Origin of the sequence: Natrinema zhouii (genome assembly GCF_013456555.2) — an archaeon.
Lineage (GTDB): Archaea > Halobacteriota > Halobacteria > Halobacteriales > Natrialbaceae > Natrinema > Natrinema zhouii.
On the sequence record NZ_CP059154.1, the window covers coordinates 3,332,566 to 3,350,819 of the forward strand.

Annotated in this window: 18 protein-coding genes; 10 read left to right on the forward strand and 8 right to left on the reverse strand. The window is 65.3% G+C overall.

The features are described 5' to 3' along the window. The first annotated feature begins 131 nt into the window (after nucleotides 1–131). On the forward strand, nucleotides 132–299 hold the full coding sequence (locus tag HYG81_RS35325; RefSeq protein WP_180840839.1) for a hypothetical protein: 168 nt from the start codon (nucleotides 132–134) through the stop codon (nucleotides 297–299). A gap of 53 nt (nucleotides 300–352) precedes the next feature. Here the strand turns inward: HYG81_RS35325 and HYG81_RS35330 are convergent, their stop codons facing one another. After that, on the reverse strand, nucleotides 353–1,513 hold the full coding sequence (locus tag HYG81_RS35330) for a glutathione-independent formaldehyde dehydrogenase (RefSeq protein WP_180840840.1): 1,161 nt from the start codon (nucleotides 1,511–1,513) through the stop codon (nucleotides 353–355). Nucleotides 1,514–1,713: 200 nt separating this feature from the next. On the opposite strand from HYG81_RS35330, the gene HYG81_RS35335 reads away from it, so the two are divergent. Beyond that, the gene (locus HYG81_RS35335; RefSeq protein WP_180840841.1) at nucleotides 1,714–2,133 is read left to right on the forward strand and encodes a GlcG/HbpS family heme-binding protein; all 420 of its coding nucleotides are present in this window, start codon (nucleotides 1,714–1,716) and stop codon (nucleotides 2,131–2,133) included. Nucleotides 2,134–2,540: 407 nt separating this feature from the next. On the opposite strand, the gene HYG81_RS35340 is transcribed toward HYG81_RS35335, so the two are convergent. The 3 genes from HYG81_RS35340 to HYG81_RS35350 are packed head-to-tail and all read right to left on the reverse strand — an operon-like array spanning nucleotide 2,541 to nucleotide 6,471. Then, complete coding sequence (locus tag HYG81_RS35340; RefSeq protein ID WP_180840842.1) at nucleotides 2,541–3,845, reverse strand: cupredoxin domain-containing protein; 1,305 nt, start codon at nucleotides 3,843–3,845, stop codon at nucleotides 2,541–2,543. Between the two features lie 34 nt (nucleotides 3,846–3,879). Next, nucleotides 3,880–5,589 (reverse strand): pyrroloquinoline quinone-dependent dehydrogenase, encoded by a 1,710-nt coding sequence (locus HYG81_RS35345; protein WP_180840843.1) that lies wholly within the window; start codon nucleotides 5,587–5,589, stop codon nucleotides 3,880–3,882. A gap of 6 nt (nucleotides 5,590–5,595) precedes the next feature. After that, nucleotides 5,596–6,471 carry a hypothetical protein gene (locus HYG81_RS35350; protein ID WP_180840844.1) on the reverse strand — a complete coding sequence of 292 codons (876 nt, stop codon included), beginning with the start codon at nucleotides 6,469–6,471 and terminating at the stop codon, nucleotides 5,596–5,598. Between the two features lie 391 nt (nucleotides 6,472–6,862). Between HYG81_RS35350 and HYG81_RS35355 the strand changes: the two genes are divergently transcribed. Then, a complete protein-coding gene (locus tag HYG81_RS35355; RefSeq protein ID WP_180840845.1) occupies nucleotides 6,863–7,720 on the forward strand; it encodes a DUF8054 domain-containing protein in 858 nt (285 codons plus the stop codon). 26 nt (nucleotides 7,721–7,746) lie between these two features. Here HYG81_RS35355 and fdhF read toward each other — a convergent pair whose 3' ends face one another. Next, complete coding sequence (gene fdhF, locus HYG81_RS35360; protein ID WP_180840846.1) at nucleotides 7,747–9,933, reverse strand: formate dehydrogenase subunit alpha; 2,187 nt, start codon at nucleotides 9,931–9,933, stop codon at nucleotides 7,747–7,749. A gap of 160 nt (nucleotides 9,934–10,093) precedes the next feature. Here fdhF and HYG81_RS35365 point away from each other — a divergent pair, with 160 nt between their 5' ends. Both HYG81_RS35365 and mobA read left to right on the forward strand, forming a co-directional pair. Next, nucleotides 10,094–10,648: a hypothetical protein gene (locus tag HYG81_RS35365; RefSeq protein WP_180840847.1), complete on the forward strand. Its 555-nt coding sequence runs from the start codon at nucleotides 10,094–10,096 to the stop codon at nucleotides 10,646–10,648. A gap of 79 nt (nucleotides 10,649–10,727) precedes the next feature. Further along, nucleotides 10,728–11,366, forward strand: coding sequence for a molybdenum cofactor guanylyltransferase (mobA, locus tag HYG81_RS35370; protein WP_180840848.1), 639 nt, complete (start codon nucleotides 10,728–10,730; stop codon nucleotides 11,364–11,366). An 11-nt stretch (nucleotides 11,367–11,377) separates the two neighbouring features. Here mobA and yqeC read toward each other — a convergent pair whose 3' ends face one another. Beyond that, on the reverse strand, nucleotides 11,378–12,127 hold the full coding sequence (gene yqeC, locus HYG81_RS35375; protein ID WP_180840849.1) for a selenium cofactor biosynthesis protein YqeC: 750 nt from the start codon (nucleotides 12,125–12,127) through the stop codon (nucleotides 11,378–11,380). 135 nt (nucleotides 12,128–12,262) lie between these two features. Here yqeC and HYG81_RS35380 point away from each other — a divergent pair, with 135 nt between their 5' ends. Next, nucleotides 12,263–12,844: a flavodoxin domain-containing protein gene (locus HYG81_RS35380; protein WP_180840850.1), complete on the forward strand. Its 582-nt coding sequence runs from the start codon at nucleotides 12,263–12,265 to the stop codon at nucleotides 12,842–12,844. Nucleotides 12,845–12,849: 5 nt separating this feature from the next. Then, on the forward strand, nucleotides 12,850–13,695 hold the full coding sequence (locus tag HYG81_RS35385) for a hypothetical protein (RefSeq protein WP_180840851.1): 846 nt from the start codon (nucleotides 12,850–12,852) through the stop codon (nucleotides 13,693–13,695). Here the strand turns inward: HYG81_RS35385 and HYG81_RS35390 are convergent. Together HYG81_RS35390 and HYG81_RS35395 are read right to left on the reverse strand one after the other, a co-directional pair. Next, a complete protein-coding gene (locus HYG81_RS35390) occupies nucleotides 13,692–14,534 on the reverse strand; it encodes a beta-keto acid cleavage family enzyme (protein ID WP_180840852.1) in 843 nt (280 codons plus the stop codon). The genes HYG81_RS35385 and HYG81_RS35390 overlap by 4 nt on opposite strands. Further along, complete coding sequence (locus tag HYG81_RS35395) at nucleotides 14,531–14,785, reverse strand: hypothetical protein (RefSeq protein ID WP_180840853.1); 255 nt, start codon at nucleotides 14,783–14,785, stop codon at nucleotides 14,531–14,533. The genes HYG81_RS35390 and HYG81_RS35395 overlap by 4 nt, the downstream gene beginning before the upstream one ends. Before the next feature lie 155 nt (nucleotides 14,786–14,940). On the opposite strand from HYG81_RS35395, the gene HYG81_RS35400 reads away from it, so the two are divergent. The 3 genes from HYG81_RS35400 to HYG81_RS35410 all read left to right on the forward strand — a co-directional run bounded on the left by HYG81_RS35400 (nucleotide 14,941) and on the right by HYG81_RS35410 (nucleotide 18,209). Next, nucleotides 14,941–15,900 carry a ring-cleaving dioxygenase gene (locus HYG81_RS35400; protein ID WP_180840854.1) on the forward strand — a complete coding sequence of 320 codons (960 nt, stop codon included), beginning with the start codon at nucleotides 14,941–14,943 and terminating at the stop codon, nucleotides 15,898–15,900. A 61-nt stretch (nucleotides 15,901–15,961) separates the two neighbouring features. Continuing rightward, nucleotides 15,962–16,885 carry a 2-dehydropantoate 2-reductase gene (locus tag HYG81_RS35405; RefSeq protein ID WP_180840855.1) on the forward strand — a complete coding sequence of 308 codons (924 nt, stop codon included), beginning with the start codon at nucleotides 15,962–15,964 and terminating at the stop codon, nucleotides 16,883–16,885. A 97-nt stretch (nucleotides 16,886–16,982) separates the two neighbouring features. After that, nucleotides 16,983–18,209, forward strand: a complete 1,227-nt coding sequence (locus HYG81_RS35410; protein ID WP_180840856.1) for an iron-containing alcohol dehydrogenase family protein — start codon at nucleotides 16,983–16,985, stop codon at nucleotides 18,207–18,209. Nucleotides 18,210–18,254 lie beyond the last annotated feature (45 nt).

Genomic DNA, 18,254 nt, shown 5'->3' on the forward strand with positions numbered 1-18,254 from the left:
ACGACATACCAGTTTTGCCGCTCGAGGCACAGTCGAATCGGTCGCAAGCGACAGAGCAAAGATGCGACGGCATCGAACGCGAGTGATCGCCGAATGGGACAGCAAAACTCGGGCGTCGCGAGGGAGCGACGATGAGCACGAATCGACGAGGCGGATACGTTAGTAGCGCAAGCGACACGGTCGAACGGGAGTGCGATCGCTGCGAGTGGCACGGGGCTGCGGGATCCTATCCGGAACTGATCAAACGGTATCAGGATCACCTTCGCGACGAACACCCGACAGCGTGGCTGCGAAGCTAACGTTGGGCTCGCTGGCGGACCGGGCGAGATCCCGGTCCGATCCGGCGGAACGGCTATGGCTCGAGCAAGACTTTAATGACGCCTTCCTCGCGTTCGTCGAACTTCTCGTACATCTCCGGCGCGCGGTCGAGGTCGACGCGGTGGGAGACGACCCAGCTGGGGTCGGCGCGCCCCTCGATGATCATGTCTCGTAGCTCTCGATTGTACTCCTTGACGTTCGTCTGCCCGGTACCCAACTTCAATCCCTTTTCGAAGGCCTTGCCGAAGTCGATGCCGAGACGGCCCTGTGCCGCCATCTCGTCGGGCGCACCGGGGTCCGACGGGACGTACAGTCCCGGAATCCCGAGTGCGCCGGTCGGTCGGACGGTCTGGATGAGTTGATTGAGCACGACCGCGGGGTTTTCGCGGGCCGGATCGTAGGCGTCGTCAGTCGGATCCGTCTCGGGGTCGATCGCCTGATAGCCCACCGCGTCGACGCCGTTGTCGACGCCCCCGCCGTGCAGGTCTTTGATCTGCTCGACCGGATCGCTCTCCTCGAAGTTGATCGGACGCGCGTCACAGTGGTCCTCGGCTAACTCGAGGCGGCTCTCGACGCGGTCGACGATGTAAATTTCCGACGCCCCCTGAATCTTGGCGCTATAGGCGGCCATCAGGCCGACGGGACCGGCTCCGAAGATCGCGATCGATTCGCCGGGTTTGAGGTTCGCGAGTCGGGTACCGTGCCACCCCGTCGGGAAGATGTCCGCGAGGAGCGCGAAGGAGTCCTCGTGCTCGTCACCCTCCGGTAGCTTCAGCGCGTTGAAGTCGGCGTACGGAACCCGGAGTTTCTCGGCCTGGCCGCCCTTGTACGGCCCCATCGCGACGTACCCGTACGCACCACCGGCGAAGCCGGGGTTGACGTTGGTACAGAACCCGGTGTAGCCGTTCTCACAGTTCCGGCAGAACCCGCAGGCCACGTTGAACGGCATCACGACCCGGTCGCCCTCCTCGAGCGACGTGACGGCATCGCCGGTCTCGATCACGTTCCCCATGTTCTCGTGACCGAAGACGATCCCCGGGTCGGCCGCGGTTCGTCCCTCGTACATGTGGAGGTCCGAGCCACAGATGCAGGTCGTCGTAATGTCAACGATGATGTCGTTCTCGTGTTCGATCTCGGGTTCGTCGACTTGCTCGACGGCCACGTCGTGCGGTCCCTGGTATACGACGGCGTCCATTGACATTTGATATCAAGCCTCGGTGAACGGACCACAAGCACTGTTGTAAATGTTCGTGCGAACACTAACAGTACTCACAAATTCCACGTTTTATGAGTGTGAATAGCCATATTAAGTGAAACGTACAGGTGAGTGTGCCAGATATATGAGTTTTTTCACAGAGGGTGTTTATAGCGCTCTAGAGTGTGGGAAAAACCCGCATGGTTGACACAGTACGTCTCGAAACGGCGAAGGAGATCATCGACGCAGCCGAACAGCGAGCCCAAGAGATCGACAATCCCATGGTGATCACGGTCGCGAATTCCGAAGGAAACCTCGTCGCCCAACACCGGATGGACGGCGCGTGGCTCGCGTCGGTCGACATTTCGCGGAACAAAGCCTACACGGCGGCCGCCCTGGATATGCCGACGGACGAACTGGCCGATCCAACCCGGCCGGGCGAATCGCTGTACGGTCTGCAGAACACCAATCAGGGACGGATGGTCATCTTCGGCGGCGGCTACCCGCTGATGCGAGACGGTGACGTCGTCGGGTCGATCGGTGTGAGCGGGGGAGCGGTCGAGCAGGACATGGACGTCGCGGAATCCGGCGTCGACAGATTCGACGAACTCTCCTCGTAACGTCCCGCCGCGAGTTTTCCGTCCATCCGTACCTGACGTGGACGCCGGACTACCGCGCCGAAACCGGACAGAGCTGGCTTCGCTGGTGACGCTCCGGACCGCTCGACAGCCACCGGGGCTGCTCGAGGGGGAACTCCCATTTCTTCGGAAACGAACCGACGGTGCGACGCCTCACCAACTTGATCGAGGAACCGGTACTCCCGTCGAACCGCCTCATCGCGGCCGACCGTCCTACCGTTGGAGTGTTCGCTCGTGATCGCATGATGCGGTCCGAGTGGTTCGATCCGCATCAGTTCCATCAATTCGGACGATGCGAGGGCCTCGAGAGTATCGGCGTCCGCATCGAACGTTCTAACCGAGACGGGAGCACCGAAGAAAAACGAGGATCGTCGAGCGGCAGAACGGTTTCAGTCGCCGGTCGTTTCGCCACCCCCTCCGCTGACGGTAATCTCACCGACCGCATCGAGTTGCGATTGGTCGAGGTAGACGCCCATCTCTTCATTGGCGACGAACTCGACGCTTTGGGTCGCACCTTCCTCGTCAGTGAAGTCCGACCGGACGTACGTGTTCCACTGGTTCGTCTCACCGCCGCTGGCGATTGCGAAATTGTGACCCGGGAGGGGTTCGTACGTTCTGCTCTCCGCCTCCGGCTGGTGGCGACCGATCGCGTTCTCCCACTCGACCGCGTAGGTTTCACCCGCCTCGAGTTCGAGCGTCGGGTTCGTCTCGTCGGCGATCGAGTCGGGCGATTGGCCGACCCACTGGCCCTCCTCGAGTTGCATCGAGTAGGTCTCGGTCGGGTCGCCGGGTTCGATGGCCGATAGCGTCGCGACGAACTCTCTGTCGCTGCCATCGATCGTCACCGTGTCCGTAATCCGTTCGTGGCCGTAGGTCCAGATCTCGACGTCGTACTCGCCGTCCTCGAGCATGTCGAAGCGGGCGACCGCCGGCGGGTCTTCCTGCTCTCCGCCTCCGTTGTCTTGCGCTTCGCCTCCGTCACTCTGATCGTCATCTGTCTCCGCAGTTTGGTTCGCTTCCGGCGTCGTCTCTTCCGCTTCCTCCTCCGCACCCATCGCTCGATCCGGATCCGTCTCTTCTGCTTCCGATTCCTCCGTTTGCTCTTCGGACGGGCTCGGCCGCGCGATGACGTTGGAGAAGGAATGGTGGTCCCCGACGAACACCTCTGCGCCGAGCGGGTCGCCGTTCTCGTCTTCGACTCGCACCCGTAGCTCGTGGACTTCGTCCGCGTCGACGAGTTCGACCGGGCCGCGCATCTGGACCGGGTGCGGGACGCAGTAATACTCCGACATTCCCTCTTCAGCGGTGAACGTGAGGGAGGTGGACTCGCCTTGCTCTTCGACGAAGTCCGTCGATTCGATCACCTCGCCGTCTTCGTCCGCGAGGGTGAAGTTGTGGCGTGAGCCATCGCCGTTGGTCCAGACGATTTCGTGTTCTTCGCCTTCGATCAGTCGCAGCGTCGGGTTCGATTGACCGTCGACTTCCGCGGGTGCGACACCGACCCAGCCGCCGACGATGCCGAGCAGCGAGAGCGTTCGCCCCTCGCCGTCGTTCTGCGTGGCCGGGAGCGGGAAGTCGAGCTCGTCGCGGTATGCGCCTGCGGTGCCGGCCATCGCAGCCGTTCCCGTGAGCGCAGCCGTCCCCTTTAGCACGCCGCGACGTGAAACGTCACGTGAGCGTTGTTCGTTCGCCATTGTTGTATTGTGTGATTGTATGGTCTAGTTTCGATCACGCATCCATCGAGAACACGGCGAGCGTGTCGCCGCGTGGTCCCTGTCGGAGCCAGCCGCTGCCGCCGACCTGCACGGCGACGTACTGCTTCTCTTCGCCCGGGTCGTACCAGCTCATCGGCGAGGCGCTGATCGGCACGTCGAACTCGTGCTCCCAGAGGCGCTCGCCGCTCTCGCCGTCGTAGGCGACGAAATTACCGTTCTGGGTGCCGTTAAACACGAGTCCGGTCGCGGTCGACAGCGACCCGCCCCACATGTAGTGGTCGTCCTCGCTCTCGATCCACTCGCGCCAGACGCGCTCGCCCGTCGCCGGATCGACCGCGGCGAACGCGGTGATGTTCTCGTTCCACTCGTCGGGGAACTCCTCGGCCGGGTCGGAGAGATCGCCGCCCCAGTAGGGGTTGCCCTCGCTGTACTCCTCGTAGCGCCACATCAGGTCCTGCGGGAAGTTCTGGTGGACGACGTACACGTATCCGGTTTCCGGGTTGTACGACGGCGGCTGCCAGTCGTTGCCCCCCGGCGCGCCTGGGACGAACGGGATCCGCTCGTCCGAGCTGAGGTGGGGAATCATCTCCCACATATTGATGTGCTGGCAGATCTCCTCGCTGCGCTCGTGGAGCTGGCCGGACTCGGCGTCCATCATGTACACCCAGCCGGTCTTGTCCGAGCCGACGACCATCTCCGACGGTCCGTCGTCGACGTCTACATCGCGAATCAGCACCCGCGGCGCGACCGCGTCGTAGTCCCAGACGTCGTGCGGGCTACTCTGGAATCCCCACTCCCACTCGCCGCTCTCGAGGTCCAGCGAGATGGTTCCGCAGGTGGGGAAGTTCGGTCCCGGCCGTACCGTGCCGTCGAAGTCCGGCCCGGGATTCGCGACCGCCGTGTAGAGGACCTCGCGATCCTCGTCGATCGTCGGCGTCATCCAGGTCGTCCCACAGCCGTGCTCTCGACTCGCGCCGACCCACTCGTCTTCCGGGAGCGTCTCGGTCTGCCACTGAATCTCACCGCTCTCGGCGTCGAGCGCGGCCATGAACCCGAGCACGCCGTACTCGCCGCCGGCGCTGCCCGTGTAAATCGTCCCGTCACGGATCACCGGTGCCCACGTCGCGGAGTACCCCTCTTCGTGGTCGGCCGTGCTCGTGTACCACTCCTCCTCGCCGGTGTACCGATTCAGCGCGACGACGCCCGAGTCGAGCGTCGTCATGTACACCTTGTCGCCGTAGACGGCGGCCCCGCGGTTGTTGTCGTCACAACACAGTTCGACCCCGATCGGGACCGCGTAGGTGTAGCTCCAGAGGACCTCTCCCTCGCGGGGGTCGATCGCCTTCATGTGGTTGGGTCCGTTCGTCTGGTACATGACCGGCGGATCGCCCGGAACCACGATGGGTGTCCCCTCCATGCTCGAGCCCGTCCCGACCGACAGCTCGTACTCGAGCTCGAGGTCGCCGACGTTCTCGGGGGTGATGACGTCGGCGGGCGTGGCCCGGTGCTGTTCGTAGTTCCCGCCGTACATGAGCCACGACTCGGGATCGTCCCCGGTGTTGCTCAGCATCTCCTGATCGACGTCGCCTTCCGGAATTCGGTCAGTATCGTGCTGTTCGGTGACCGAATCGTCGGGGCCCCCGACCAGTGTATAGCCGTCTTCGATTTCTCGCAGTTCGATGTTACGTGCGGCCTGAACGGCCCTGTCGTTGCGTAGTGCCATACGGAATCACCTCAGTTTGCTCGGAGCGCGCATGTCGTCCCTGATGTAGAAGACGGTGTGCAGCAACTCCTCCTGGCTGACGATCTGGACGGCCGAGCCCGCGGTGAGCGCGGCGGTCAACTGTTCGTCCGTGAACTGCCCGTCCCCGGCGAGGTCGCACGCAGCGGTCGCCGTCACGAACAGCCCGCCCAGCATCGCCTTGACGTATCTGACCGCATCGTCGAGGATCTCGTCGGTGATCATCACCTCGTTCTGCCAGAGGTGTCTGTCGAGCCCGCGGATCCACAGCAGCGCCCCGCCCATCGCGCGCTGGTGGAGCGGCGGGATGGTCTCCGTCTCGAACTCGACGCCGTCCGGAATCTGGTTCGACGGGACCCAGCGAGCGAGCCGTTCGTCGTTGTTCGCTACGTCGAGCAGCAGTGCCGTCTTCTCCGACTCGTCGAACCCGACGTCGTCGAGCGACGACGACAGGGGGTCCGCGAGAAGGAGTTCGCGCGCCGTGGTCTCGATGTGGTCCGCCGTGAACCGCGGCAGGTTCTCGTCGAGACTCTCGAAGAAGTCCACCTCGAGCAGGTGGTCGTACAGTCGCCAGCCGGGTGCTGCGACGTCCGTATACAGTCCGCTCGGTTCGTCCGGGACGCCGACATCGCGGACGTCCAGTAACCCGCTTATTTCGTCCGCGATGTTCTCGCGTTCTCGTTCGAGCAACTCGTGATCGAGTCGCCCGGCAAGGTCGGCCCGGATCGCTTCGCCTCGAGAGGCGAACGCCGAGTCGGACCGCGGTTCGATCTGTCCGGCGAGTAGCTCCCACGTGACCGCCCCGTCCCCTGGGGTGTCGACGCCGAGAGCCGTCGCCAGATCGCGTTGTTCCGCGACCGTCATATCTGACGCAGTGGATATTTGTGTCATGATACCACGCCACAAAGAACTCCATTACGTGTTTTGATAATGCTTACCAAAGAATTCCGGAGTGCTACGGACTGTCTAAATGAGAGTACGCCTACAATAGATAAAGTTGCGAACAAACCGGTTTCGGGCTGCTCCACCTGCGTCGCATCACAGCAACCAGCCCTCAGAGCGGCCGGGATTCGATATGGTGTCGGTTACCGGCTGTAGCGGTCGCCTTCTCGGAGCGAGCACCGGTTCTCGTTGCACACGGTCGGGACAGCGGGCCGTCACCGCTGCCGCCGAACGCAACCCCCTCAACCTCCTCAGTGCGAGTCCGGCAGCAGTTTTTCACCGTTCGGCGCGTACCGATCGATAGTGGTAGCCGGTGATCGATCTTCCCGACGTCCTCGCGCGACTCGAGCAGCCCGCGTACACCGGTGAAAACCGGTGTCTCCCGTGTACGGCGGTCAACGTCGTCATTGCGATCACTCTCGCGATCGGGATCGGTGTCGCGACCACTGCGCTCGTCGGCGCATTCGCGCTCACCGTCTTTCTGGGACTCATCCGCCTCCGTGGCTATCTCGTTCCGGGGACCCCGACGCTCACCCGACGGTATCTTCCGGATCGCGTTCTCGCCATGTTTGGCAAATCCCCATCGGACACCCTAACGGTCGAGACGGTCTCGCCCGACACTCTCGAGAGCGTTCTAACTGCCACCACCGTTGCAACTGAGCAAGGGGACGGGATCCGACTGACACCGTCCTTTCGGCAGCAGTGGAACGAGCGACTATCGCGCGACGGCGACCCCGAATCGCGTTCGGACGCCGTTCGCTCGATGCTCGGCGCGGACGAAATCAGGCGACTCGGCGACGCGTCGTACGTTCTCGACGGTCGAAAGCAGGTCCGATGGGAGTCGACCGCGGCGCTCGCGGCGGACGTGGCCGCGGCGGCCGAACTCCGAACCCGGCTCGAGGGATGGGACGCACTCGAGGTCGACGAGCGTCGCGACCTCCTGACGGGACTGCGACTGCTTCGAGACCGCTGTCCGGCCTGCGACAGTGGGGTGACGACGACAGCTGAACGCCTCGAGCACTGCTGTCGGCGGCCCCGCGTCGGGATTCGATCCGTCTGCGAGGCGTGTGATCGGCCGCTGGTCGAGGTCGTTGTCACCGAGTCGAGCGCCGACCCGTGGCTCGAGTTGGCCGGGGTGACAGCCGCGAACGACTCGGCGTCCGACCCGTAGGAACCGAGCCACGTCACACGGCCGTCTCAGTCGTCGCCGGCCGCCGGATCCGCGGTTTCGCCGAGAGGTTCGATATCGACGTCGATCTCCGCGGCGGCGGCCTTGTACTCGGGGATCTTCGAGCGCTCGTCGAGCACGTGGTTCGTGAGCTTGTTCGCCGAGGCGGCCGCGAAGTGCGGCGTCGTCCAGACGACCCCCTCCTTGGTGTCCTCGGTGACCTGCGCCTCGAGCGTGATCTCGCCCCGCCTCGAGCGCAGGCGGACGTACTCGCCGTCCTCGATGCCGTAGCGCTCGGCGTCGGCCGGATGCACGTCGACGAAGTTCTCCGGGGTCTGCTTGTTGAGCGTCGGCGATCGCGTGCTCATCGTCCCGGTGTTGTAGTGTTCCTCGAGGCGCGCGGTCGTGAGGATCAGCGGGTACTCGTCGTCGGGCGTCTCGGCCGGCGGCTGGTGGGCGACGCCCTCGATCTGGCCGAGACCGCTCTCGGTGTCGAACTCGTGTTCGTAGAGGAACGGGTCGCCCTCGTCGCCGGGTTCGTAGCAGGGCCAGTGGAGTCCCTCCTCGCCCAGCAGGTCGTAGGTCATCCCGTGGTAGCTGGGACAGACCTGGCGGAGTTCCTCGAAGATTTCCTCGGGATCCTCGAAGTCGAAGCCCGAATCGAAGAGTCGCGTCCCGATCTCGCTCAGAATCTCCCGGTCGTGCTTCGTGTTCTCGTGGACTTTTCCGACGCCGCGCATCCGCTGGACGCGGCGGTCGGTGTTGGTGACGGTGCCGCCGCGCTCGGCCCAGGTCGTCGCCGGGAGGATGACGTCGGCGTACTCCGCGGTTTCGGTCGGGAAGATGTCCTGGACGACCGTGAACTCGAGGTCCGCGAGCCGTTCGGCGACGGCGTTGGCGTCGGGTTCGCTCATCACGGGGTTCTCGCCCATGACATAGAGACCCTTGATCGAGTCGCCGGCCTCGTAGGAGATTTCGACGTTCGTGAGTCCGGGCTCGTCCGGAATCTCGAAGCCCCAGACCTCCTCGACGGACTCGCGGGCCTCGTCGTCGTCGACCAGCTGATAGCCCGGCAGCACGTTCGGCATCGCGCCGACGTCACAGGTCCCCTGGACGTTGTTCTGCCCGCGCAGCGGGTTGACGCCCGTACCGGGTCGCCCGAGGTTACCCGTGATCAGCGCCAGGTTGATCTCGTTTTGCACGTTGTCGACGCCGCAGGCGTGCTGGCTCATCCCCATGCCGGTGAAGATGGCCGCGTTGTCGGCCGTCGCGTACTTTTCGGCGGCCAGTTCGATTGCTTCCAGTGGCACGCCACACTCCTCGGCCGCGGCTTCCTTGTCGAAGTCCTCGAGCGTCTCGACGAGGTGGTTGAATCCCTCGGTTCGCTCCTCGATGAATTCCTCGTCGATCCAGCCCTCGTCGGGGTTTGCCTCGTGCTTCTCGAGGATCGTCTTCAGGACGATGTTGAGCAGCGGGATGTCCGTTCCCGGGTTCAGCTGCAGGTGCTGGTGACGGTCGGTGTCGTCGATCTGGAACGACCGTGTCGTCTTGTTCGCGTGCGGATCGACCTGAATGACGGTCGCGCCCTCGAGGACGGCCTGTCGGAAGTACTGGCTGTTGGCGATCGGATGTTGCTCGCCGGGGTTCGCCCCCTGGATCCAGAACACGTCGGCCTCCTCGCGGAGGTCCCGCATGCTGTTGGTCATCGCTCCCGCGCCCAGACTCGTCCGGAGCGCCCAGACTGTCGAGGCGTGACACATTCGCGTGCAGTTGTCGACGTTGTTGGTGCCGTAGCGCCGCGCCAGCTTCTGGAGGAGGTAGTTCTCCTCGTTCATCACCTTCGAGGAGCCGAAAAAGCCCATCGCGTCCGGGCCGTACTCCTCGCGAATCCGCTCGAGTTCGCCGACGATATACTCGTAGGCCTCCTCCCAGGAGGCCTCGCGGAACTCGCTATCGCCGAACGACGTTCGGCTGCCAGACGAGCGTTGCTCGTCGCTGTCCTCCTTGATCAGCGGCTCGGTGAGTCGGTCCTCGTGGTCGACGACCTCCGTCGCCGCACCGCCTTTGATGCAGATGCGCCCCTCGTTGACCGGGGCGTCACCCCACGGCATGAACTGCACGTCACCGGGCTCCTCGCCCGGCTGTACCTTGATTCCACACCCAACGCCACAGTACGGACAGATCGTCTTGATTGGCTCCTGTTGATCGCTGGACATCTGTAGTGCCTCCAGGTATCGCACCCGTTAGACGCATCTCACTATCCGAGCGTGCATGAGGTTTTCTACCATGCAGGCAGTAAGTTGCGGCGAGCGACGGATCAAACGGAAGTGCTCGGCAGCGAAACGCTGACGGTCGCACGTGCGAAACTATGACACGATGGAGCTCACGCGGTCGCTCGTGGAATCCCAGGCACGCGAATACCGCAATCGAGAACCCCTGTACGCCGTCGAGGAAGAGAATCTCGAGACGCTCCCGGCAGCGTTCGAGTCGGGCGAGTACGGCCGGCGGGACGCGGCCTGGGTCGTCAGGTGGTACTACCGGCGGTTTCTCGGCGACTACCCCGACGACGAGCGACGGGACGCAGAAGAGCGATTCCGGACCAATGACTTCGAGGCCGTCAGAGTCGCCATCGCCGACGCCGTCGACGCGAGCGACGCCACTGCGGGAATCGACTCGTTGACCGCCCTCGAGGCCGTCGATGTCCCCGTCGCCTCGGCGTTTTGCATGTTTATCGACCCCGACGAGTTCGTCGTCGTCGGCCCCCGCGAGTGGTCGACGCTCCGGGACGCGGACGAACTTCCTCACCCGTACCCGGATCCGCCGTCGGTTTCGCAGTACGAGACCTACCTCGAGCGCTGTCGCTCGCTCGCCGACCGATTCGACTGCGACCTCTGGACGTTGTACCGCGCGCTATGGCGGCTGTCGGACTGAACGATGAACGCGGCTGCAGCCGCGTCCACGCCGGGACCGCGACCGCACACTTTTGCTATCGCTCGACCAACGGTCGATCATGTCCCACGAGACCCGCCGAACTGAGCGAGCGGGCGTCGTTCTCGCCGGCGGCTACTCGACCCGCTTCGGCGAGGCGGACAAGGCCGTCGTCGACCTCGCCGGCACGCCGATGATCCGCCGCGTCGTCGACCGGATCGATCCGACCGTCGACGAGCTCGTCGTCAACTGCCGGGACGAGCAGATTCCGGCGATACGAGCGGCGCTCGAGGGCGGACCCGACGCCTCGTTCGCGGTCGATCCGATCCCCGACCGTGGACCGATGGCGGGGATCATGACCGGACTCGGTGAGGCGACGGCGGAGTACGCCGTCGTCGTCGCCTGCGACATGCCCTTCGTCGAGCCAGCCCTCGTCGATCACCTCTTCGACCGGGCGGCCGGCCACGAGGCCGCGGTGCCGCGGCTCGAGGACCAGTGGTTTCAGACGACGCAGGCGGTCTATCGAGCCGAGCCGATGGCCGACGCCTGCGATCGCGCCCTTGAGCACGACGAGCGCAGAGTCGTCGAGCCCCTGCTGGACCTCGACTACGTCGTCGTCGACGAGGACGAGGTACGCGAGTACGCGCCGCTCGAGACGTTCGAGAACGTTAACACGCGCGAGGAGTTCGAGGCGGCGCTCGAGCGACTCGAGGGGGAGTGACGGGACCGGAGCTACGACTCAAGGACGTCGACGACTGGATCGTCGTCGATCATCCGTGCCAGTACCACTCGGGAGACGGCCGGCGCTCGCTCGAGCAACTCCTTTCCTATTTCCTCGGCGGTGGCCTGCAGGTCGGCGTCGTCGACCTTGTTGAGGAGCGGGACGACCGTCGCCTCCGCTGGCACTCCCTTGAGTCCGCCGCGCTCGCTCGCGAGTACTCGAGCGATGTCTTCGGGCCCGATTGCGTCGCCGCGACTGAGCCCGGTAATCGCCGCCACTCGCTCCGGCCGGTGGACGTGGTCAGCCGAGAGCCGCTTTCCGACGGCCTGCACGCTCGCGATCGGGACGACGGTGTCGACGTGTGGAGGAAGCTGTGGTTCGCGCTCGTTCGGTGCCTTGAACTCCCGCGTCCGCGCGCCGTCGGCCTTGACGAGAACGAGATCGGCGACGTCGGCCGCCGCGATGTCGTCGACGGCTTCGGGATCGTACCCCACGTACCGGTCCTCACCCTCCCGTTCCGGGACGACGCCGACGGGCCACGCGTCCGCTCGCTCGAGGGCCGCGACCGGATCGTCTGTTACGGTGACCTCCTCGACGTGTCGATCGAAGATCGGGATCCGAACCGTCGCCGTCACGACCGCTCGCAGGGAGCGATCGCTTGCGGCGCGTGCGGCAAGCGTATAGAGCGTCGTCTTCTTGCCGCCCGCACCGACGACGGCGACGACGCCGGACTCGGCTCGGAGCGCCTCGAGAACGTCCATACCGAATCTACTACCGGATCCGGCTAATCGTTTGGGTCCGTGGCCCCGCTTCCGTCGCTCGAGTCCGGCGCAGTGAGGCGGGTTCCGCCCGCCTCTTTTATCGGGTCGAAGACCGTATTGCAACGGAGAGCGACGATGGTCTCGATTCTCGTCAGTTACGGTACCAGTGAGGGACAGACGGCGACAGTCGCCGATCGCATCGGCGACGTGCTCGCCGACCGCGGCCACGATGCCACCGTGATGAACGCCGACGAGATTCCGGCGGACTTCGACTGCGAGCAATACGATGCCGTGCTCGTCGGCGCGTCGATTCACGTGGGGAACCACCAGCCGGCAGTTCGGGACTTCGTGCGAACTACCCGCGAGACGCTGGCCGCCCGTCCGACGGCGTTCTTCCAGCTGTCTCTGTCCGACGCCGTGAGCGACGAAACCCGACGCGCGGAAGCGGCGGGCTACGTCGATGCGTTTCTCGAGGAGACCGACTGGCAGCCCGATCGAATCGCCCGCTTCGGGGGCGCGCTCCGCTACTCGAAGTACGGCTTCCTCAAGCGGCTCGTGATGAAACGGATCGCTACGGACGCGACCGGCGATACGGACACCTCCCGCGACTACGAGTACACCGACTGGGACGAGGTCGACGCCTTCGCCGCGGACTTCGCCGCGTTCGTCGAGGGGCGCCTCGGCCTGAGACCGCCCGAAGAAGGCAGCGCGAACTGACTCGAATGGCCGCGTCTCAAACCGCCGTTCCACGTTCGTACAGACTCGCATCGCTCGCGACGCTCGTTCTGACGGTCGTTGCGACGCTGGTGGGGCTGTTCGTCCCCGGCTTCTACCGAGACGCGCCGGTACTGCTCCCGCAGGTGTACGGCCAAGACCTGCTGACGCTCGTCGTCGCCGTCCCCGCGCTGGCCGTCTCGCTGTTCTTCGCCGCTCGAGGCTCGCTCAGGGGATACGTCTCGTGGCTCGGCGTCACCGGCTACCTGCTGTACACGTACGCCTCGTACGCGTTCATGACCGCGTTCAACGAGCTCTACCTCGTCTACGTCGCGCTGCTCTGGCTAACGCTGTTCACGTTCGTCGGCGGAACGGTTCGACTCGATGCACCCTCGCTGAAAAGGCGAATCGGTGAGACATCGATCCGCGCGTACGTCGGGTTCCAGCTGTTGCTGGTCGTCCTGATCTCGCTGCTCTGGCTGTCGGAAATCCTGCCGGCGACCGTTTCGGGGACGACGCCGCCGAGCATCGCCGACGCCGGGCTCCCGACGTCGGCCATCTACTCGCTCGATCTCGGCGTCGTCGTGCCCGCATTCGCCCTCTCGGCGTACTGGCTCCGACAGCGCCGGGCGTGGGGATACGCGTTCACGGCGGTCCTCCTCGTCAAGATCGCGACCCTCGGCGGGGCCGTGCTGGCGATGTCGCTGTTCATGGTCCGCGACGGCCAACCGGTACCGCTCCCGCAAATCGTCATCTTCGGCGCGCTGACGCTCGTCAGTGTGCTTCTGATGGGACGATTCCTGCTCTCTATCGGGTCTGAACCGCGCTTCACAGGTGGCCAAGTCAACACCTAGAGCCCGAGAATCTCCCGCGCCTGCGCCGGCGTCGCGACCTCGCGGCCCAGTTCCTCCGCGACGCGGACGACGCGCTCAACCAGTTGCGCGTTGCTCTCCGCGAGTTCCCCTCGCCGATAGTAGACGTTGTCCTCGAGTCCCACCCGGACGTTGCCGCCGAATAGCAGCCCCATCGTCGCGAACGGCAACTGGTGGCGGCCGAAGCCGAGCGTGTTGAACAGTGCACCCTCCGGCAGATTGTCCACCGCGTTCAGGAAGTTCCGCGGGCGCGGCGGGGTCAGCGTTCCAGGGCCGAAGATCAGCGTCGCGTAGACAGGATCGGCGAGGTCGCGGCGCTCGAGCAGGCCGTGGACCTCGTTGAGATGGCCGTCGTTGAACACCTCGAGTTCGGGCTTGATGCCGCGCTCGACCATCTCCTCGTGGAGCGAGTCGACCAGCCCGCGGGTGTTCTCGCTGGTGAGGTGGTCGTAGCGGTTCAGCGGCCCCATATCGAGCGAGGCCATCTCCGGTGCCGGGTCGGTTCGCAGCGGGAAGTGCCGATCCTCGTCCGGCGCGCCCGTTCCGCCGGTGGAGTGCTGAATGATCACGTCGTCGGCGTACCGGCGAATGGCGTCGTCGATCTCCTGGAACCGCTCGGTCGCGAAGGTCCGCTCGCCGTTCGGGCGGCGCGCGTGGACGTGGACGACTGCTGCGCCAGCGGCCTCCGCCTCAGCTGCCGCCTTCCCGATTTCCTCGGGCGTCTCGGGGAGATGGGGTGTCGTCTCCTTCCCGTGGACGCCACCGGTCAGCGCCGCCGTGACGACGACCGGCTCACCGGCGAGGAACTCCTGATAGGTCACGCGTTTTCAGCCCCCGTTCCGTCGGCTCCCGCTGCTGGCTCGCCGCTCTCCGCCGATTCGGCGTCGTCGGCGTGTTCCCGATAGATCTCGCAGTCGCGGTCGTGGACGAGGTCGTAGCGGTCGTTGCAGATATCGGCTCGCATCGGCTGAACGAACCGGTCTGCCGCCGTGCAGTACGCCCGTGCCTCGTCGAACGGGTCGCGATCGGGGTCGTCCGACCCGTCGCGATACTCGAGATATGGACAGCTCATACGTGCCGTTGCGTCCGCTGGGTGTTAACAGTCGCTGTTGATTCGGCCGCTCTCGAGGTGCCTGCTCGAGCGGGTGATCTGCCCGGTAACCCGCGCGTCCCCGGGTGACACGAACGCGAGCAAACGATTCAAGCGGGGAGTCCCTAGGAACGGTAATGTCACCGGATACGCCCGGACTCCATCACGTCACGGCGATCGCCGGCAACCCGCAGGCGAACGCCGACTTCTACGTCGGGACGCTCGGACTGCGATTCGTGAAGAAGACCGTCAACCACGACGATACGGGCACCTACCACTTCTACTTCGGCGACGGCGAGGGCGCTCCCGGCACGAACATCACGTTCTTCCCGTGGACCGATCAGGGACGCGAGGGCCGGTTCGGCGCTGGACAGACGCAGACGACTGCCTACGGTATCTCTTCGGATTCGGTCGACTACTGGCGCGACCGCCTCGAGTCCCAAGATATCGAGTTCGAGGAGGAGGAACGGTTCGACGAGACCGTGCTCCGGTTTTCGGACCCGGACGGAATCGAACTCGAGTTAGTCGCGAGCGACGGTGAGTTCGACGCGACGCCGTGGGAGGACGGCCCGGTTCCGACCGAGCACCAGCTCCGCGGGTTCTACAACGTGACGCTCGCCGTCGACGACTACGGCCCGACCGAGACGATTCTGACCGATGTGCTCGGCTACGAACTCGAGGCCGAAGCGGACGGCCGTCGGCGCTACCGTAGTGCGACCGGCGGTCCGGGCTCGTTGGTCGACCTCGTCGAGACCGACGCCGGTCGCGGGCAGATGGGCGTCGGAACCGTTCACCACGTGGCCTTCGTCGCCGAGAGCGTCGACGAACAGGAGGAGTGGCGCGAGGCCTTCGCCGCGGCGGGGCTGTCGCCCTCCGAAGTCATCGACCGGAAGTACTTCCGGTCGATCTACACGCGCGAGCCCGGCGGCGTCCTCGTCGAGATGGCGACGACCGGGCCCGGCTTCACGGAAGACGAGGCCCTCGAGGAGTTGGGCGAACGGCTGGCGCTCCCGGAGTGGCTCGAGGACGAGCGCAAGGAAATCGAGGCCCAGTTGCCGGAATTCGACGGGCCGAACGTCGACTCGAGCGGAGACTGACTCGAGTCGCTGAGGGCCGGAGGCCCACAATCCCTTTGACCGACCTATTCATACGACGGGTATGAAAATCGCTGTATTCGGTGCCGGCGGCGTCGGTGGCTACCTCGGGGCTCGCCTCGCGGACGCGGGCCACGAGGTCCATCTCGTCGCGAGAGGCGACCACCTCGCTGCGCTCCAGTCCGACGGCTTGCGCGTCGAGAGCATCCACGGCGATACGTCGGTCGAGCTGCCGGCGACCGACGACCCGGCGGACATCGGGCCGTGTGACGTTGTCCTGTTCTGCGTGAAGGCCCACGATACGCAAGACGCGGCCGCGGCTCTCGCTCCGCTGCTCGGTGCGGAGACGGCGGTCGTTTCCGTCCAGAACGGCGTCGACAACGAACGGTGGCTCGCCGACGAAATCGGCGAGGAACACGTCGTCGGTGGCGTCGCCTACATCTTCTCAACCATCGTGGAGCCCGGCGTCGTCGAGCACACCGGCGGGCCGGCCCGATTCGTCTACGGCGAACTCGACGGCGAGCGAACCGACCGAATCGAACGACTCGACGACGCGCTGTCGGCGAGCGATGGGATCGACGCAGTCCTCGCCACGGACATCCGGGTCGAACTCTGGCGGAAGTTCGCGTTCATCTGTGCGCAGGCGGGGATGACCGCCACGAGTCGACTCCCGGTCGGCGAACTCCGCGAGACGGACGCCTCGTGGGCGATGTACCGCCGGATCATCGAGGAGGTCTGTACCGTCGCTCGAGCGGCGGGAATCGACCTCCCCGACGGGACCGTCGACGAGTGGCTCGAGTTCGCTCGGGAGCTGGACCCGGGGATGTACTCGTCGCTCCACTACGACCTGACACACGACAAGCGGCTGGAACTCGACGCACTGCACGGCTCCGTCGTCCGGCACGCGAGCGAGGTCGATGTCGACGTTCCGATGAACGAGGCCGTTCACGCGATCCTGCGGCCCTGGGCCGATCGGAACGAGCGATAAACTGGGTCCGTTCGGCACCGTCGTCGACTCCCGCGACGAACTCGAGCGGATCGCCGCTGCTCGCGCCTTTAACATTGCCCAGTCCGTACGAGCGCCCATGACCGCATCCGACTCGAGCGACCGCAATCCCGCCTTCCGATTCGAATACGAGCCGGCGACCATCAACTTCGGTGCCGGCTGCGTCGACGGCCTTGCGGCAGAACTCGAGGCACAGGGCCTTGAGCGGGCACTGGTCGTCTGCGGTTCGACCGTCGGGAGCACGCCCGACGTGATCGATCCGGTCAGGACGGGGCTGGGTGACCGGCTGGCCGGCGTCTTCGACGAGACGACGTCGAAGAAACGGCTCGCGACGGCGATCGACGGCCGCGAGCGGCTGCGGATGGACGACGCCGACGTTCTCGTCAGCCTCGGCGGCGGCAGCAGTCTCGACGTCGCGAAAGTCATCAGCGTTCTGGCGGCGAGCGACCGCACGGCTCGAGAGGCGGCCGCCGAGTTCGCCGAGACGGGAACGATCACCGTCCCCGAGGCGGGGCTGGTTCCGATCGTCGCGGTTCCGACGACGCTGGCCGGTGCCGACCTCTCGACGGTCGCCGGCGTCACCGCGTCGCCCGAGTCCGGTCTGGTCGACGAGGAACTCGGCGGCGGAATCTCCGATCCCGGTCTGATGCCCGCGGCCGCGTTCTACGATCCGGAACTGGTCGCGACCACGCCCGAATCGGTGCTCGCGGGCTCAGCCATGAACGGCTTCGACAAGGGAATAGAGACGCTTTACGCGAGTAATTCGACGCCGGTGACCGACGCGACGGCGAGACACGGCCTCGAGAAACTCGAGGACGGGCTCCGAGCGTTCGGCGACGGTGATCGCGACGTCGAGACCTTCGAGACGATCCTCGAGGGGATCGTCCTCGTCCAGTACGGTATCTCGCGGCCCGGCGAGACGACGCTCTCGATCGTCCACGCTTTCGGCCACGGACTCACGCGGACGGGCGACGTTCAGCAGGGGGCCGCTCACGGGATCGTCGTCCCCCACGTCCTCGAGTACCTCTTTGGAACGAAGGGCGTGGACGCGCGATCGGGAACCCTCGCGAACGCGCTCGGCGTCGGAGAGGCCGCGGATCACGGCGCTGCGGTCGTCAAGGCGGTCACCGAGATTCGAGATGGGCTCGGACTCCCATCGCGGCTTCGGGATGTCGACGGCCCCGAACCGGACGAGTTCACCGCGGTCGCCGAAGCGATCCTGAACGACGCGTTCATGGCGAACGCGCCATCGGGGCTGGACCCCTCCGTCGCGGTGATCGAGCGCGTGCTCGAACAGGCGTGGTGAGTACCTGAAAAACGGCAGTAGCCAGTCACACTGCCACGTATTCTA

What these genes read in the sequence shown, in the direction of transcription:
- HYG81_RS35340 (WP_180840842.1), bottom strand. Translation starts at nt 3,845, where the DNA reads ATGGCGAACGAACAACGCTCACGTGACGTTTCACGTCGCGGCGTGCTA.
- HYG81_RS35380 (WP_180840850.1), top strand. Translation starts at nt 12,263, where the DNA reads ATGGTCTCGATTCTCGTCAGTTACGGTACCAGTGAGGGACAGACGGCG.
- fdhF (WP_180840846.1), bottom strand. Translation starts at nt 9,933, where the DNA reads ATGTCCAGCGATCAACAGGAGCCAATCAAGACGATCTGTCCGTACTGT.
- HYG81_RS35345 (WP_180840843.1), bottom strand. Translation starts at nt 5,589, where the DNA reads ATGGCACTACGCAACGACAGGGCCGTTCAGGCCGCACGTAACATCGAA.
- HYG81_RS35385 (WP_180840851.1), top strand. Translation starts at nt 12,850, where the DNA reads ATGGCCGCGTCTCAAACCGCCGTTCCACGTTCGTACAGACTCGCATCG.
- yqeC (WP_180840849.1), bottom strand. Translation starts at nt 12,127, where the DNA reads ATGGACGTTCTCGAGGCGCTCCGAGCCGAGTCCGGCGTCGTCGCCGTC.
- HYG81_RS35325 (WP_180840839.1), top strand. Translation starts at nt 132, where the DNA reads ATGAGCACGAATCGACGAGGCGGATACGTTAGTAGCGCAAGCGACACG.
- HYG81_RS35395 (WP_180840853.1), bottom strand. Translation starts at nt 14,785, where the DNA reads ATGAGCTGTCCATATCTCGAGTATCGCGACGGGTCGGACGACCCCGAT.
- HYG81_RS35330 (WP_180840840.1), bottom strand. Translation starts at nt 1,513, where the DNA reads ATGGACGCCGTCGTATACCAGGGACCGCACGACGTGGCCGTCGAGCAA.
- HYG81_RS35335 (WP_180840841.1), top strand. Translation starts at nt 1,714, where the DNA reads ATGGTTGACACAGTACGTCTCGAAACGGCGAAGGAGATCATCGACGCA.
- HYG81_RS35350 (WP_180840844.1), bottom strand. Translation starts at nt 6,471, where the DNA reads ATGACGGTCGCGGAACAACGCGATCTGGCGACGGCTCTCGGCGTCGAC.
- mobA (WP_180840848.1), top strand. Translation starts at nt 10,728, where the DNA reads ATGTCCCACGAGACCCGCCGAACTGAGCGAGCGGGCGTCGTTCTCGCC.
- HYG81_RS35405 (WP_180840855.1), top strand. Translation starts at nt 15,962, where the DNA reads ATGAAAATCGCTGTATTCGGTGCCGGCGGCGTCGGTGGCTACCTCGGG.
- HYG81_RS35410 (WP_180840856.1), top strand. Translation starts at nt 16,983, where the DNA reads ATGACCGCATCCGACTCGAGCGACCGCAATCCCGCCTTCCGATTCGAA.
- HYG81_RS35365 (WP_180840847.1), top strand. Translation starts at nt 10,094, where the DNA reads ATGGAGCTCACGCGGTCGCTCGTGGAATCCCAGGCACGCGAATACCGC.
- HYG81_RS35400 (WP_180840854.1), top strand. Translation starts at nt 14,941, where the DNA reads ATGTCACCGGATACGCCCGGACTCCATCACGTCACGGCGATCGCCGGC.